At 54.3% G+C, this 14895-nt stretch carries 15 protein-coding genes and 1 tRNA gene (1 of these 16 only partly in view); 7 read left to right on the forward strand and 9 right to left on the reverse strand.

The window, feature by feature from the left end; all coding sequences use genetic code 11:
• The 3 genes in view from XM38_RS05580 to XM38_RS05590 are tightly spaced (at most 54 nt apart) and all read right to left on the reverse strand, a layout consistent with a single transcriptional unit that may run on beyond the window.
• Positions 1 to 102, reverse strand: the 5' portion of a protein-coding gene (locus tag XM38_RS05580) for a DUF445 domain-containing protein (RefSeq protein ID WP_080810542.1). The gene continues 1128 nt to the left of window position 1, outside the view; 102 of the gene's 1230 nt are visible here — the first part of the coding sequence; its start codon is at positions 100 to 102; the stop codon falls past the left edge of the window.
• A gap of 2 nt (positions 103 to 104) precedes the next feature.
• Complete coding sequence (ubiE, locus tag XM38_RS05585; protein WP_080810540.1) at positions 105 to 815, reverse strand: bifunctional demethylmenaquinone methyltransferase/2-methoxy-6-polyprenyl-1,4-benzoquinol methylase UbiE; 711 nt, start codon at positions 813 to 815, stop codon at positions 105 to 107.
• A gap of 54 nt (positions 816 to 869) precedes the next feature.
• Complete coding sequence (locus tag XM38_RS05590) at positions 870 to 1250, reverse strand: VOC family protein (RefSeq protein WP_080810538.1); 381 nt, start codon at positions 1248 to 1250, stop codon at positions 870 to 872.
• Between the two features lie 115 nt (positions 1251 to 1365).
• On the opposite strand from XM38_RS05590, the gene XM38_RS05595 reads away from it, so the two are divergent.
• On the forward strand, positions 1366 to 2364 hold the full coding sequence (locus XM38_RS05595) for an SGNH/GDSL hydrolase family protein (RefSeq protein WP_080810537.1): 999 nt from the start codon (positions 1366 to 1368) through the stop codon (positions 2362 to 2364).
• 39 nt (positions 2365 to 2403) lie between these two features.
• On the opposite strand, the gene XM38_RS05600 is transcribed toward XM38_RS05595, so the two are convergent.
• The 3 genes from XM38_RS05600 to XM38_RS05610 all read right to left on the reverse strand — a co-directional run bounded on the left by XM38_RS05600 (position 2404) and on the right by XM38_RS05610 (position 5702).
• Complete coding sequence (locus XM38_RS05600; RefSeq protein WP_080810535.1) at positions 2404 to 3450, reverse strand: Gfo/Idh/MocA family protein; 1047 nt, start codon at positions 3448 to 3450, stop codon at positions 2404 to 2406.
• Positions 3451 to 3695: 245 nt separating this feature from the next.
• A complete protein-coding gene (locus XM38_RS05605) occupies positions 3696 to 5102 on the reverse strand; it encodes a hemolysin family protein (RefSeq protein ID WP_225889195.1) in 1407 nt (468 codons plus the stop codon).
• Between the two features lie 324 nt (positions 5103 to 5426).
• The gene (locus tag XM38_RS05610) at positions 5427 to 5702 is read right to left on the reverse strand and encodes a hypothetical protein (protein WP_088429294.1); all 276 of its coding nucleotides are present in this window, start codon (positions 5700 to 5702) and stop codon (positions 5427 to 5429) included.
• 324 nt (positions 5703 to 6026) lie between these two features.
• Between XM38_RS05610 and XM38_RS05615 the strand changes: the two genes are divergently transcribed.
• A tRNA-Ile gene (locus tag XM38_RS05615) sits at positions 6027 to 6099 on the forward strand.
• Between the two features lies 1 nt (position 6100).
• Here XM38_RS05615 and XM38_RS05620 read toward each other — a convergent pair.
• Positions 6101 to 6544, reverse strand: coding sequence for a hypothetical protein (locus XM38_RS05620; RefSeq protein WP_080810529.1), 444 nt, complete (start codon positions 6542 to 6544; stop codon positions 6101 to 6103).
• Between the two features lie 241 nt (positions 6545 to 6785).
• On the opposite strand from XM38_RS05620, the gene pyrE reads away from it, so the two are divergent.
• Together pyrE and XM38_RS05630 are read left to right on the forward strand one after the other, a co-directional pair.
• Positions 6786 to 7412 (forward strand): orotate phosphoribosyltransferase, encoded by a 627-nt coding sequence (pyrE, locus tag XM38_RS05625; protein ID WP_080810527.1) that lies wholly within the window; start codon positions 6786 to 6788, stop codon positions 7410 to 7412.
• A gap of 74 nt (positions 7413 to 7486) precedes the next feature.
• The gene (locus XM38_RS05630) at positions 7487 to 8614 is read left to right on the forward strand and encodes a hypothetical protein (RefSeq protein ID WP_080810525.1); all 1128 of its coding nucleotides are present in this window, start codon (positions 7487 to 7489) and stop codon (positions 8612 to 8614) included.
• 65 nt (positions 8615 to 8679) lie between these two features.
• Here the strand turns inward: XM38_RS05630 and XM38_RS05635 are convergent, their stop codons facing one another.
• Both XM38_RS05635 and XM38_RS05640 read right to left on the reverse strand, forming a co-directional pair.
• Positions 8680 to 9636, reverse strand: coding sequence for a pentapeptide repeat-containing protein (locus tag XM38_RS05635; RefSeq protein WP_187329292.1), 957 nt, complete (start codon positions 9634 to 9636; stop codon positions 8680 to 8682).
• Positions 9637 to 9877: 241 nt separating this feature from the next.
• Positions 9878 to 11305: an NADP-dependent isocitrate dehydrogenase gene (locus tag XM38_RS05640; protein WP_088429296.1), complete on the reverse strand. Its 1428-nt coding sequence runs from the start codon at positions 11303 to 11305 to the stop codon at positions 9878 to 9880.
• A gap of 354 nt (positions 11306 to 11659) precedes the next feature.
• On the opposite strand from XM38_RS05640, the gene XM38_RS05645 reads away from it, so the two are divergent.
• The 3 genes from XM38_RS05645 (at position 11660) to XM38_RS05655 (ending at position 14828) form a co-directional block, all read left to right on the forward strand.
• On the forward strand, positions 11660 to 12385 hold the full coding sequence (locus XM38_RS05645; protein ID WP_080810520.1) for a GUN4 domain-containing protein: 726 nt from the start codon (positions 11660 to 11662) through the stop codon (positions 12383 to 12385).
• Positions 12386 to 12499: 114 nt separating this feature from the next.
• The gene (locus tag XM38_RS05650) at positions 12500 to 13795 is read left to right on the forward strand and encodes an aspartate aminotransferase family protein (protein WP_088429298.1); all 1296 of its coding nucleotides are present in this window, start codon (positions 12500 to 12502) and stop codon (positions 13793 to 13795) included.
• 58 nt (positions 13796 to 13853) lie between these two features.
• Positions 13854 to 14828 carry an AEC family transporter gene (locus XM38_RS05655; protein WP_088429300.1) on the forward strand — a complete coding sequence of 325 codons (975 nt, stop codon included), beginning with the start codon at positions 13854 to 13856 and terminating at the stop codon, positions 14826 to 14828.
• Positions 14829 to 14895 lie beyond the last annotated feature (67 nt).

Genomic DNA, 14895 nt, shown 5'->3' on the forward strand with positions numbered 1-14895 from the left:
GGGCCGAAATAGCATCTTGATAGCTAAGTCATTGGTGAAATAGCCGATGATCCCTCCGACCACTGGGGGAGCGATGATTAGCCAGATGGTGGACCAATTCATAGTTATCGGATTGCCACTAAAACGCCCATAAGTCCCCCAGCAATAGGGTAGTGAGTTGCTTGGCTGAAACCAGCTGCTTCAGCTAGGGCTTCCTGGGCTGGTCCATTGGGAAAGTGTTCTAAACTGGGGACGATATAGGCATAGGCGTGCTTTTGCCCTAGGCGTTCGGCATAGGGAACTACGATGGTGGTTAAGTACCACTGCTGAAACTGACGCAGTAGAGGATTGGCGGGATGGTGGAAATCTAGTATAGCGGCTCTACTACCGGGTCTTAGCACTCGCCGTAGTTCCTGTAGCCCTTTGAGATAGTTGGTAAGGTTGCGCAGTCCGTATCCCATGGTGATGGCATCGAAGGATTGATCCTCAAAGGGCAATGCGATCGCATCGGCCTGGTACCAGTGAATGGGCGGACAGGCCCAGGTGTGAGCGGCCCGGTGTTGGGCAATGGCCAACTGTTCGGCAGAAAAGTCGACCCCGTAGATCTTGCCTGGGGGACCTACTTGCTCAGCTAATAGGAGAGCCAGGTCGCCACTACCACAGCAGACATCTAAGCAGCGGTGGCCGGGTTGGGCACCGCTCCAACGAACGGTCATACGCTTCCAGACACGATGCAGCCCCAGGCTCAGCTGTTGATTCAGGTCGTCATAGATCGGGGCGATACTATCAAAAATCTGGCGAATGTCGTGAGCTGTGGGACTAGAGGCGTTGACCATGATGGGTGGGATAAAAAGCCAGGCATAGGCTAGGAAGCTTTTTCACTCTACCAGTCAGGCTAGGTTCTCTGACAACTGACTTAATTCGATGATGTTGCCGTCGGGATCCTGGGTAAATAGGGCGGCCCGGCCAGAGGCACTCATCTGCACTGGATGATGATGGGTGAGGAGTCGTTGTTTAATGGCGTCTAGGTCAGAGACGGCAAAGGCCATGTGGGGATTGCGGCCCCATTTTGTGGTGGTGGCTCGTGGAGCTTGCCAACCCTGATGCAGGATGAGGTGAATCTGGAAGGATCCCACTTGGTACCAAATGCCAGGAAAGGATAGGGCTCTTTCTGCTTCGGGTAAGTTGAGCAGATCGCTATAAAACTGCCGAGACCGAGCGATATCACTAACGAGGACAGCAATGTGGAGGGGATGGAGAATTTGGGTCATGGGACTGCTAACACGCTGCTTGTTTGCATCCTGCCATGGTCTTACTGAATCGGCGAGAGTTTTTTGAGGGTTGACCTGCTAGGCTCTTACTGGACTAACCGAGGAGAGGTGGCGGGTGAAGCTGTTACTCATAACGCTGGTCGTGATCAGTTTGGGAGTGGCTGTCTTGGAGGGTTTGTTGCGATGGATCTGGGGACTGGGAAATCCTCCGTTGTACGTAGCGGATGCCCAGGTAGGCTATCGATTGGCTCCCAATCAACGGTTGCGCCGCTTTGGCAATGAGATCGAGATTAATCAATATTCCATGCGGGGACCTGCGATTACGGCGGAGCGGCCGGCTGATATGCTGCGGCTGTTGTTGTTGGGAGATTCGATTGCCAATGGAGGTTGGTGGACGGATCAGCAGGAGATTGTGTCGATGCTAATACAGCGGCACTTGGCCAGTCGCCTGACTCACTATCGAGATGTGCAGGTGCTTAATGCCTCTGCGAATTCCTGGGGACCCCGCAATGAGTTGGCTTATTTGGCTCGCTTTGGTAGTTTTCAAGCCCAGGGCATTGTGCTGTTGATCAATACGGATGATTTGTTTGCGATCGCACCGACGTCAGTGCCGGTGGGATGCGATCGCACCTATCCTAATCGCAAGCCCTTACTTGCCCTCGCAGAAGTCATCGCCCGCTTACGCCCCCCGACCCCCCTCCCTGCCATGGAGGCATTGCATCAAGAGTCTGGGGATCGAGTCGGAGCCAACCTCGAGGCTATTCGTCAGATTCAACATGTCGCTGCCGCCGCCAATGCCTATTTAATCGTCGCTATGACCCCGCTAAAACGGGAGCTTGGCGATCCTGGCCCCCGAAATTATGAACTAAAAGCTCGTCATCGCCTTAGAAAACACCTAGACCAGCAGCAAATTCCCTATCTCGATTTTCTAACTCCCTTCAACCAGGCCGAAGCGCCAATGGCCCTCTATCGAGATCATATCCACCTCAGCCCCCAAGGTAACCAAGTGGTCAGTCAAGCCATTAGTCAAACGATCATCGAGCGAGAACTGTCTCCTCAATCTCAACCGGGGTCATCCCTTGCAGAAGATGTCTGGAGCGATCCCTGGCTATAGTCCATCGATGGCGGAGAGTGGGGGGACCAGGCTACCAGTTCAGCCCACAGACACTGGTGCTTCCAAGCCCACCCCCTCTAAATCCGTAGCTTGCCAGAGCTTACCATCTAGAGCCATTTGCTCAATCAGACTGGCCAATCGTAATGCTTTTAGGGCTTGTTCTCCCCCGACCGACGGTTGCTCACCGCCGCGCACACAATTAACAAAATGCTCTAACTCCGCATGTAGGGGCTCAATATTACTGGTATAAACCTTCTCGATTAAGCCATCCTGACGATACAGGACCTGACCATAGTCAGTGGTGCAATCGGCCGTCATCTGACGATGAATCAAGATTTCATTATTGAGAAAATCTGCTTCCGTCAAGGAACTCTTACAATGGGCTGCAATGGTCCGAATTTTACGGTGCGTCACTTTACTAGCCGTCAAGGTCGCCACAATACCGTTGGCAAATCCCAATGTTGCCGTGACATAGTCTAAATACCCAGAGTCAGATCCCCGGCTACCGCTGGCCGTCAGAGTGGTCACGGAAGCACTGGCTAACTCCAACAGTAAATCAATATCGTGGATCATCAAATCCAATACCACAGATACATCGTTGGCCCGTTGGGAATAAGGACTCATGCGGCGGGCTTCCAGCGCTAGAAGTTCTTCTGTCTTGAGGACCTTATGGAGTTCTTGAAAAGCAGGATTGAATCGCTCAACGTGGCCCACTTGCAGAATACAGTTGGAGGCCGCTGCGGCATTCACTAAGGATTCTGCCTCGGAAATACTAGCGGCAATCGGCTTTTCAATCAGAATATGGACGCCCATTTGCAGACAATTCATGCCAACGGCATGGTGTAGTCGCGTGGGAACTGCGACGCAGACAGCATCCACATGGGTGAGGAGATCTTGATAGTCTTCAAAGAAACGAACCCGATATTTTCCAGCCGTGTCGAGTCCTCGTTCTACATTGATATCGGAGATGCCAACCAGTTCGACATCTTTTAAGCGACTCAGTACTCGAGTATGATGTTGGCCCATATTCCCGACCCCGATAACTCCGACTCGGATAGGATCTGGGCAGCTACGATTCAGTTGCATGTCTGTGGGCTTCGACAACGACGTTTGCTCTGGCACACTCGTCCCTCCTTATTGTGGGACTTAGGACGTTTTGAGTGGAAAACTTGCGATCAAACCTGGCAAAGTCAACCAGATATTACCATAACGGGTTTTTTATACAGAAATCTTACCGTTTATCCCGAGTATCTCGGTGTCATGCCTTGGCTCAGTCAATCGACTTTTAGCGTAGCTAGTCGTTGACTTCCTGAACAGCTAGCTCAGGCAGTTTATAGAGTGTCTACCTCGGTGTCAGCGTCATCCTCATGGTCGAGTCGTCGCACTTGAACTTCATGGAGACGGGGACCTTCTACGGTGGTAACAATCCACTCGAAGCCTCCATAAACTAGAGAATCTCCTGCCTGAGGAATTTTCTGCATTTGGTAAATTAAGAAGCCTCCCAGAGTATGGTAGTCCTCTTCCAGGGGAAGGCTGACGTTGAGGAGTTCACTGACCTCTTCAATGTTGGTCTGGGCTTTCACTGAAAAGGTTTGATCGTCTAACATCCGCACCAACACATCATCGTCGTCCTCTGGCTCATAGAGGTCGCCGAGGATTTCAGCAATGACATCCTGCAATGTCACTAAGCCTGCCGTGCCGCCAAATTCGTCAACCACCATGACCATCGCTTGGTTGGTACGCTGCATCAAAGTGAGGAGTTCATGGAGAGGAGTATATTCGGGGACAAAGCGAGCCGGGCGAATCCACTGCTGCAAGGGACTGTCGGGGGTTAACGCCTGTCGGGCTAGGGGGTCTACCAATTCCTTGAGGTAGACGATGCCACAAATGTCATCTAAAGATTCGCCAACGACGGGATACCGTGAATGGCCGGAGGCGACAATCTCTGCCAATAGATCATGAAAGGTAGCGGTTTTGGGTAACGCATTAATCTGAGTGCGAGGGACCATCACATCGCCAACGGTTACCTCGCGAAATTCGAACACATTGGTTAGGAGCTCTCGTTCGTCAGCTTCTAGACCAGGAGATTCGGTAGAGGTGCTGATGATCAACTGCAACTCTTCTGGGGTAAGACGGCTGTACCAATTATGGCTGCCGTAGGGAATGCCGACTAATCGCAGCAGCCAACGGGTGGATTGATTTAGGACCCAGATGAAGGGATTGAATAACTGGGCAATGGTTAAGCTGGGGGGGCCCAGAAATCGAGCCAGTTGCTCAGCATAGAGCATGGCAATTGCCTTAGGGCAGAGTTCTCCCAACACGATCTGTAGGTAGGCGATCAAGAAAAAGGCGAAGGGAATCGAAATAGAATGAACCAGGACCTGAATCAATGGTTGGGGCAGCGGTAGATTGATAATGCCGTGGGTGAGTAACACGGCCATGGTGCTTTCTCCTATCCAGCCCAGGGCTAGGCTGGATAAGGTAATCCCCAATTGAGTGGTTGACAGGAGACGATCGATGCTGCGGTGGAGACTCTGAACGGTTTTGGCCTGAATATCACCATCGGATACCAGTTGTGCAATGCGAGATCGGCGGACCGATACGATGGAGAATTCAGCGGTGACAAAAAAAGCATTGATGCCGATTAGCAGCAGCACCGCCAACAGCCGCACTAGAATATCTGACCCGGTTAGCTGGCCAGGTATTGGGAGGGCCCCCATGGCGAGCGTAGGAATCATTAGTGGCCAGCAATGATGTCGCGTGGGCCAGATAGCATCGGGTCGTCTAGGTTTCTCCAATCCCTAGCGCTAGGAACTATCTGGCATGCCACCACCCCATCTAGGGCAATGACTGTAAAACGTCGATCCCGACTGCCATCTGCCATGCCAAATAGCCAGTGTCGGGTCGTTAGGCTGTCCGCATGGGTAGGCATGGGATTGGGCTGGGGTCGATTAAACGGTGATGGATTGAAGCACTGATGAGGGAGTATCCAGTCGCTAAGGACACCCGGCAAGAAGGATATCCCGATGGTCTACACTCGTTGTTTCCACCATTAACCTAAATCAATCAGGGGTACGATCGGAAGCGGTGTCGGGGGACGATAGGTTACCTGAAATGCGAGCCTTGACGCTATCGAGAATTTCCTCCTCTTGCACTAGCTTCAGCTGTTGGTGACCAGCATCTGCCATGGAAGCAGAGCCATTGGCGGGGCGTGACTCAGGTTGCCGGACACCGGTAAGCGCTTGACGGCCCAATGCATATCCCCAGGATGCACTAACAATCCCAGAGCCAATCATCAGGGACAGCAGAATCAAGGTAAAGGCAACGGAGGGATTCACGATGATAGGGGGCGCCGATAACTAACCGGGACAACCAGATAAAAGGAGAATACCCTGAGATACTGGTGTCGCTCTGAAAGAATTCTATCAAACCACATCGGTCGAGACGATCCGACTAACAGCCTCACAAGCATGATTCTGCGCCTAGTCATTGGCTGGAGAGCTGGGGAGTTAAGACTAGTTGATTAGTTGCGTGGCTGCGCTGCGATGGGGACCTCGCGGCGATGTCTGCCGCTAGGATTAAGACATAATCCACACAGCCTGAGTGAAGGGCGAGATCACCTCTTCCCAATGGCTGGGCTTCGGATAGAATGGAGAGCAAACCCAGGGTTGGCCGAGCGGATTAGGCAGCGAACTCATAATTCGCCTTAGGCAGGTTCGACTCCTGCACCCTGGATTTAGCGCATGGGCAAGGTTTCGAAGACAAATTCAGTACCCATGACCCGAGTCCCGGCTTGGTTGCTGGGCATGAGTTGGACAGATGTCGTAAACGGACTGGGCAAGTCGGGGACGCGAATAGTGGGGTCGCTGGTGTTTTGGATAGCCATTAACGCGGTGTGGGCCCGATGAATGGCATCGGCATCCCATGCAATCTCGCGTTCGGGAAAGCGGGCAGAGTCCCAACCACCAGGACCAACCATGTAGCTGAGCTGGCGCCAAGCAGTTCGATTCTCAAAGTATGTGCCGGAATGGTGGTAGAAGAGATCGTTCATGGCTTCAGGAATCGATCTAGTCTCTAGGGAGTTAACGTCTGACGCCTGAGCCATGGCCTCTGATGCGATCGCACCTGACGTTGCCAACACCGTCATGGCACTGACGATAGGCATTAGTTTGATCCCCATGGTTGATTCCTCCACACCGCTATATAAATCGTGATCTCTATAAAGTTTGCAACGACTAATTCCCTGCTTCGAGTCAGAGGCTAATCCAATGAATCACCAATTAAATGAATCAATGGCATCAGCCCAAAATAGGGTACGATATCGTTGCCATGTCCTTTATACCCTAAACTTTCCAGAAGCGAACATCTTTTATGGCGACAGTGGCACTGTTAATGGTGTTCGCACTTCCCCTGATTGATCTATGACTGCTCTATCCTCTGACTCATTCCCCCACCTATTGGAAATTCCATTTCAGGCCCTGGCAACAGCCAACCCCGATGATTTGAGACAGCTGCTCTTACAGCTGCTGTGCCAAGTTGCTTACCAAGAGGGAGACTTTATCCTATCGTCAGGACAGCACAGCACTTACTACATTAATGGCAAATTGGTGAGCCTACATCCCCAAGGGGCTTGGTTAATTGGGCGGTTGATGCTGAGTTATCTGCCAGGGGAGATCAAGGCTGTGGCCGGATTGACCCTAGGAGCAGATCCCCTCGTCACCGCAGTGAGCATGGTAGCAGCCAGGGATGATCGCCTACTCTTTCCGCTAATCGTGCGCAAGGCAGCCAAAGGTCACGGCACCCAGGCCTATATTGAAGGCATGGCCATGGCTGAGGGAACTCCTGTGGCTGTATTGGAAGATGTGGTGACCACCGGCCAATCAGCCCTGATAGCCGTCAACCGGCTACGGGCAGCTGGCTACCAGGTCGGCCGGATCGTAGCCTTGGTCGATCGTCAACAGGGGGGGGCAGACCTCTATCGACAGCAGGGGCTGACCTTCGAGGCCCTCTTTTCAATTCAAGACCTGCAAGGCTATCCCCCAAGTTAGCGATGGCAAGCAGGATAAGCCGCCGCTACAATAGGGCTAGAATTGTTGGCATGCATTGACATGGGGAGTCAGCCATGGCAGTCCCAAATTCACTTCGATATACCTGGGCGCGGCTACAGCCGTTTCGATTGCTGTTACTGTGCTCTGGATTGGTGGTTGTATTGTTGGGCGTCATCCTCTGGGAACGGCGTACCCATCCTGAATGGTCGGGACTGTTCCAGACACAGACACCGGGGCCTAATCCTGCTGCGAATGGCTCCTCCCTGACCCCAGAGGAGCAGGCTGGCATTGCCGAGATCGACAGCCTGTCCATCCTCCTGTCGGATATAGAGTCTGGACAATCTCCCGGCAGCATCTTAGGTGGCGAGCTTGGGGAAACGGACGCTCTTGCTTCCGATAGTCTGCTGTCGGCATTGCAGGCTAGCAGCTCTCCTGGAAGTAACGGGGAGAGCGGATTATCTAGTCAGAGCCCATTTGCAGCCTACCTCGAGCGCTATGACTTCTCCGGACGCTCCTCGACCTCCTCTGATCAGCCATCTGCCTCCAATGGCTTTGACTCCAGTACTGAGTCTTCCCTAACGAATCCAGATAGTCTGTTAAATCTCTCCAATCTTTTCAGAGGACTGGGAGCGACATCAGCCGAGACGGCAACGGCAGCCCCTAGCCCATTACAGCAGGCTATGAACCAGCAGGTTACTGCTCAGACGACCGAGCCAGGCAGGAGCCAGGCTCGTCGGGACACCCAGGCCACAGACACCGCAGATGGACGCCCAGCCGTGCCGACGTTGCCAGGAGCCGCCACGGCCGAAACCTCGCCAATACCGTTTCCGCTGATTCGGACGACTCCCCAGATGTCACCGCCACCGGGGACAACGGGGTATACGGTGCCGAATACGCTGAATCTGGCTCCACCCCAGGCTTCAACTGACACCAATGCTTACACCAATCTCTTCCCCAACAGTCCGACGTCTACAGGAACGGCGGGGGGACGCATCGCCCCTGTGACCCCAGGCAATGGGACCTCAAGCAATGGAGTGGGACCGTCGGGGCTGCCATCTCCGGCTAATACTGGCACCACATACAACCAACCGGATGCTCGCTTGCAAGAGGCGTCTCCTTTTGCCGTGCCGGGGGCTCCGGGGAGTCGGATCGGGGGTGGATATATCTACACCTTCTCCGATCCCAATGGTCCAGTTGACTGAGCACATTAGTCAAACTACGGGCTTAGATAAATAGTGCGCCCTATCCAGTATTTTGCAGAATTAGGCTAAATAATCCGGAACCCCGTCTCTGGGTTAATTCCTAGCTCCAAACAATCGCGATTGGGTTTTATGTGAATGCCGTCAGGGAGTTTGGTGCGGCAGAACTTGGCCTCCTTGAGGAGGGCAAAATCCTTGAGTTTGGTACCGCTCAAATCTGCACCGTTGAAGTTGGCACTACCGAAGTTAGTACCATTGAGGTTAGCACCGTTGAGGTTGGCACCGCTGAGGTCGGCTCTAACAAGCTTGGTACCCTCGAGGTTGGCGTTGGAGAGGTCAGCAGTTTTGAGAATAGCACCTTCGAGGATGGCAGTGCTAAGGTCAGCACCGTTGAGGTTAGCACCGTTGAGGTCAGCATAGCTGAGGTCGATAGTCTGGAGGTTGGCGCTTCTGAGGTCGGTGCTGCAAAGCTTAGCGCCGTGTAGGTTGGCATCACTTAGGTTGGCATCACTTAGGTTCGTACCACTAAGGTCAGCACCGTTGAGGTTGGCATAGCTGAGGTCGATACCACTAAGGTTGGCACCGCGAAGATTGAGATTTGTCTCGCTGATAACTTTTGCCTCGCTCAGAAAGCGGATGACGCTGCCTTTTCGGTTTTCGTCACCTTCGAAGCGCTGCAAGATAGATAAGGTTCTGGCTCGAATAATATCGATTGCTGTTCTGGAGAGCTCTAGCTGCTCGGGCTTCAGTTCATTTTTATTCAGCTCAGTAGCGCTGGCCAGAATGTTCTTATCTATGAGCAAGGTGGACAGACGATCTAGGTAGATTTGGAGAGCCTCTTCTCGGGTTTCGTCTCTAGCGCGCTGCTGCAGTTGCTGCTGGAAACAGTACCCGAGCCCAGCTAAGGCTACTGGTACCCCTAACAAACTCAACCAGTCCCAGATGGTTTTCGCTGGCTTGGGCGTGATTGTCTCAACGGTCTTAGTGATATTGCCTTTGGCATCTTTTTCGGTGGTGGTAGACATAATCTCACTTTCGCCAATGCCCCACTTGAGCCAGCCGTTGAGAGAGATTACTCCAATGGCTAAACCTAGGGGGACAACCACCAGTGTGATCGCAGCTACGTTAGCGATTCGCGAGCTCCACGTTAGCTTATGGCGTTTCCACAGGATTGATATCCGTTTCGAGCTTAACGGCATTGACTAGTTTCTCTCGACTGGCACTAGTGTTGGGAGTGGGCACTCTAGGAGCATGAGCAGTTACGTTCTAGTCATCGAAGTGCTGAATGATGGCCTCTGCAAACTCAGAGCATTTTAGGGGGGGATCGGCTGGTGGCGTCATTAATCGAGCCAGATCGTAAGTCACTTCTCGGTTAGAGATGGCAGCCCCGAGCCCCTGCTTGATTAAATCGGCGGCCTCCTGCCAACCCATGAATTCCAGCATCATCACGCCCGATAGGATGACTGAGCCTGGGTTAATGCGATCAAGGCCGGCATGTTTAGGGGCGGTGCCATGGGTCGCTTCGAAAATGGCACAAGTATCGCCGATGTTGGCTCCGGGCCCCATGCCTAATCCACCGACGATGGCAGCGGCGGCATCGGAGAGATAGTCTCCGTTGAGGTTCATGGTGGCCAGAATCGAATATTCGTCGGGGCGGGTTTGCAATTGCTGAAAGATGCTGTCGGCAATGCGGTCGTTCACCATGACTTTTGTCTGCCATTGCCCCTGACCATGGCTATCCCAGATGGTGTCGAGGGTGAGCTTGACCTCTTCACAGACCTCTGCTTTTCTGTCTGGGGTCAGGGAATCATAGCCAGGCTCCACCCGGCGGGCATTTTCTTCTAAGGAGATATCGGGATTGGCTTCTCGGTTGCTGAGAATCCATGACTCTCGTTCGGTAATGCAGGCCTGACGAAATTCTGTGGTGGCTAACTCGTAGCCCCAGTCTCGAAACGCTCCCTCTGTGTATTTCATGATGTTGCCCTTGTGCACCAGGGTCACCTGCTGCTTATGGGGAGGTAATCGTAGGGCATGCTTGATGGCTCGCCGCACCAGGCGCTGGGATCCGGTTTTGCTGATGGGTTTGATGCCAATGCCAGAGTCTAGGCGAATCTGTTTACGGCCGTGTTCTGGGGTAGCCGGGATCAGGTCCTGGTTGAGCAGATCGATCAGCTTGCTGGCAATTTCCGTGCCTTGGCGCCACTCAATCCCTAGATAAATATCTTCTGTATTCTCCCGATAGACGATTACATCTAGCTTTTCGGGGCTCTTATGGGGCGAGGGGGTACCCGGGTAAAATGTGCAGGGCCGCACGCAGGCATAGAGATCATTAATTTGCCGTAGGGCTACATTGAGGGAGCGAATGCCACCGCCCACTGGGGTGGTCAGGGGACCTTTAATGGCGATGCCGTACTCACGAATGGCGGTTAGGGTGTCTTCTGGCAGATATTGGTAAGCACCGTAGTGCTCACAGGCTTCGTCTCCGGCATAGATCTTGAACCAGACAATGTGGCGGTGATGACCATAAGCCTTGGCAACGGCGGCATCGAAGACCTTTTGGGCGGCTGGCCAGATATCCACGCCGGTGCCGTCGCCGCGGATGAAGGGAACGATGGGGGTATCGGGGACGATGGGCTCGCCATCTTGAAAGGTAATGCGCTCGCCAATAGTAGGAGGTGTGATCCGGTCGTACATCTCAGGCAGCTGTTGAGTGGGTGGGCTAATAAACCAGGATTAATCCATGTCTATGTCCAGGCTAGGGGAAAGCGCTAGAGCTAGGACTGGACTGGGTATTGTCGGTTCTATCCTGATTACTCTACCGCTTTTGGCTGGATAATCTGGTAGTCAATTTGCGCTAAAGCCTAGTTTTCTGGCAAGGGGGCGTGGGGGAGTTCTGCGGCATAAATTAATGCATCATCCTCAGGATTCAGGGCTCTATGGGTTTCCAATCCCCTCTATGATCTAGGTAACGTACTCCCTGCTTCAGAATTAGCCTAATAGGACAGGGGTTCTGAAATAGTGGAGTTTGCACAGGAGTCTAGAGTTGACATGAGTCGTTTTACATCTCCTTCGTCCGCGGCGGCAGAGTTTCAGCCTTTACAGGAGCAGTTGCAAGGTGGATCAACGAAACAGCAGCTGCAGGCGATTGAGGAATTAGCGGTGGCGGGGGAGACTGGTCTGCAAATTCTGTGGGAGTGTCTGCTAGAGCGACGACAGGCTGCTCCTACGGTGAGTGATGGTCGCATGATTCAGGTGATCTATGCTGCGGACCATAAGCCCCTGATTCAGGAGGTTGAGCGGTGCTGGCCGCGGGGACGGCTGCCAATGCCGTCAGCTCAGGGAATTGATTATCATCCACTGCAGCAATACTTGGTGGCGCAGGCGTTTGAGGAGGCTGATCGGCTAACGCTGAAGAAGTTATGTGAACTGGCGGGACCGACAGCTGTGCAGCGTAACTGGCTCTATTTCACGGAGGTGGAGGGATTCCCGGTGGAGGATCTGCTTACCCTCGATCGTCTCTGGCAGCTTTACTCGCTGGGCAAGTTTGGATTTTCGCAGCAACGGCAGATTTGGTTGGGGGCCGGCCGCAATTGGGATGTCCTTTGGGAACGTATTGCCTGGAAACGGGAGGGACGCTGGACTCGCTATCCCGGTGAGTTTATCTGGGATTTGACGGCCCCTAGGGGCCATTTGCCCCTTTCGAATCAGCTGCGAGGGGTACGTGCGATCGCATCTCTGCTCAACCATCCTGCCTGGACTCAAGAGACGACCTAGACTGGAGTCATCACCCAGGCCCCTGACACCACCAAATCGTACCGGATAGAGGTAGTATTACGATCTCGTCTCCTTCGTGGCACCGCCGACCCGCCTGAGCGTCTTGCCCTCTGAATGTCCCAACTGTCGCCCGTGTTACCCTCAGTGACTCCAGCCACAGCCTTCAACCCGACCCAATTTGACACCTATGTCATGGCCACCTACGGGCGCTTTCCGATTGCTTTGGTCAGGGGAGAGGGCTGTCGGGTCTGGGATAGTGAGGGCCGCAGTTACCTAGACTTTGTGTCTGGCATTGCCACCTGCACCCTGGGCCATGCCCATCCAGCCATGGTCAAAGCGATCACGGGCCAAATTCAGAGACTACATCATGTCTCTAACCTCTATTACATCCCTGAGCAAGGGGCCCTAGCTCAGTGGCTGGTAGAGCATTCCTGTGCTGACCGGGCCTTCTTCTGCAATTCCGGGGCCGAGGCCAATGAAGGGGCGATCAAACTGGCGCGTAAATATGCTCATCTCCACCGCGGCATAGAGCAGCCCGTCATCCTGACCGCCCATGCCAGCTTTCACGGGCGTACGTTAGCCACCATCACGGCCACTGGCCAACCCAAGTATCAGAAACACTTCGCCCCATTGGTGCCTGGGTTTCACTACATCCCCTACAACGACATTGACGCCCTACGTCAGGCGGTGGCTGATTTGGATGGCAGCACTCCCCACATCGCCGCTATTTTGCTAGAGCCGCTGCAGGGCGAAGGCGGAGTTCGCCCCGGAGAGCGCCACTATTTTCAGCAGGTGCGACAGCTCTGCGATGACACTGGCATTCTGTTGATCCTGGACGAGGTTCAGGTGGGTATGGGACGCACTGGACGGCTGTGGGGCTATGAGCAGCTTGGCATTGAGCCCGACCTGTTGACATCCGCGAAGGGCCTAGGCGGCGGTATTCCCATTGGCGCAATGCTCTGCCAGCGCCACTGCGATGTTTTGCAGCCGGGAGATCATGCCAGCACCTTCGGCGGTAACCCCTTGGCCTGTGGTGTGGCCTTGCAGGTCTGCCACACCCTAGAAACAGACGATCTCGTGGCCAATGCCCAATATCGAGGTGAACAACTGCGGCAGGGACTGTCTGACCTGGCTTGGCGGTTTCCCCACCTGATTGCGGATGTGCGCGGCTGGGGATTGATCAACGGGCTGGAGTTGACGGCGGACACGGCGGTTAGGGCGATAGATGTAGTTAAGGCCGCCATGGCTGCAGGACTGCTAGTGGTGCCAGCCGGAGCCAAGGTGGTTCGTTTAGTGCCGCCCTTAATCGTGACAGCACCGGCTATTGAGGAAGCCCTGGCTCGATTGAGTCAAGCCTTGAGTCAGGTGGCGACGGCCGGGGGCGCGTCGGCTGAGGCTGGGAAGGGCTAATTCGAGGCTCGATACCCCATGTCTGGGGCCTGCTGTCTACGGGCGATGACGACCGTTAATGTTCTTAACCCAAATCTATGGTCCCATCGGGGCAGCGGTGTTATTGGGCGTAGGAATCAGTATCCTGTTGAGGCATCCTCGCCTACCGCACCCCCGGCAACAGCCCTTGCACCAGTGGGTCCCTACCCATCTGGGCCGATTTCTGTTCTACATTGGGGTGCCGCTTAGTATTTTTGCCTTTCTGCGGCAGGCCGATTTATCTGGAGCCGTGGTGCTATCTCCCCTAGTAGCTTGGGGAGCGATGATGCTGGGGCTATGGTGTAGCCGTTGCTGGCTAGGGCCCCACCGGCAGACCTGGTCGTTGCCGAGCCAGGGGAGTTTTTCCTTGGCGGCGATGTTGGGCAATACCGGCTATATTGGCTATCCGGTGGTGTTGTTACTCCCGCAACTGGGGCCAGACTACTTCGGTTGGGCCCTGTTCTACGATGTGTTGGGAACACTGTTTGGGGCCTATGCCCTGGGAGTGGTCCTGGCTGCTCACTTCGGCCAGGGACCTGGGCATCGAACTAGGGGCAGCAACTGGCGCCAAGATCTCGGGGAAATCGGTCGTAACCCGACACTGATGGCCTTCGGAATGAGTTTGGTCCTGCGCCCCGTTCCCCTGCCGCAGGGGGTAGAGTCTGGCCTGCAGGGATTGGCATGGCTCATGGTCATGCTGTCGCTGCTGCTGATGGGAATGCGGTTACAGCAACTGTCTTCCTGGGGGTATTTGAAGCCTGCGGCCATGGTGGTGGTGATTAAGATGCTACTCATACCGGTGATGGTGGGAATGGTGCTAACCGTGTTTGGGGTAACCGGCCCTGTGCGGCTGGTGATGGTCTTGCAAGCCGGCATGCCATCTGCCTTCGCGACGCTGGTATTGGCCGAGACCTATGAGTTGGACCGAGCCCTAACCGTCACTTGTGTCGGCATCGGTTCTATCTGCCTGATGGCCACCCTACCGCTCTGGTTGTGGGGCTTTGCCACCTGGTAATGGCCAGTAGGCCCCCTTGGCTGATGAGTCGTGTGTCGATAGAGAGCCGCCCTTCGCCTGGCTGCAC

Source organism: Halomicronema hongdechloris C2206 (genome assembly GCF_002075285.3).
Lineage (GTDB): Bacteria > Cyanobacteriota > Cyanobacteriia > Phormidesmidales > Phormidesmidaceae > Halomicronema_B > Halomicronema_B hongdechloris.

Coding starts and splice junctions, on each gene's coding strand:
- ubiE (WP_080810540.1), bottom strand. CDS start 815: ATGGTCAACGCCTCTAGTCCCACAGCTCACGACATTCGCCAGATTTTT.
- XM38_RS05590 (WP_080810538.1), bottom strand. CDS start 1,250: ATGACCCAAATTCTCCATCCCCTCCACATTGCTGTCCTCGTTAGTGAT.
- XM38_RS05600 (WP_080810535.1), bottom strand. CDS start 3,450: ATGCAACTGAATCGTAGCTGCCCAGATCCTATCCGAGTCGGAGTTATC.
- XM38_RS05605 (WP_225889195.1), bottom strand. CDS start 5,102: ATGATTCCTACGCTCGCCATGGGGGCCCTCCCAATACCTGGCCAGCTA.
- XM38_RS05620 (WP_080810529.1), bottom strand. CDS start 6,544: ATGGGGATCAAACTAATGCCTATCGTCAGTGCCATGACGGTGTTGGCA.
- pyrE (WP_080810527.1), top strand. CDS start 6,786: ATGACTGCTCTATCCTCTGACTCATTCCCCCACCTATTGGAAATTCCA.
- XM38_RS05630 (WP_080810525.1), top strand. CDS start 7,487: ATGGCAGTCCCAAATTCACTTCGATATACCTGGGCGCGGCTACAGCCG.
- XM38_RS05635 (WP_187329292.1), bottom strand. CDS start 9,636: ATGTCTACCACCACCGAAAAAGATGCCAAAGGCAATATCACTAAGACC.
- XM38_RS05640 (WP_088429296.1), bottom strand. CDS start 11,305: ATGTACGACCGGATCACACCTCCTACTATTGGCGAGCGCATTACCTTT.
- XM38_RS05645 (WP_080810520.1), top strand. CDS start 11,660: ATGAGTCGTTTTACATCTCCTTCGTCCGCGGCGGCAGAGTTTCAGCCT.
- XM38_RS05650 (WP_088429298.1), top strand. CDS start 12,500: ATGTCCCAACTGTCGCCCGTGTTACCCTCAGTGACTCCAGCCACAGCC.
- XM38_RS05655 (WP_088429300.1), top strand. CDS start 13,854: ATGTTCTTAACCCAAATCTATGGTCCCATCGGGGCAGCGGTGTTATTG.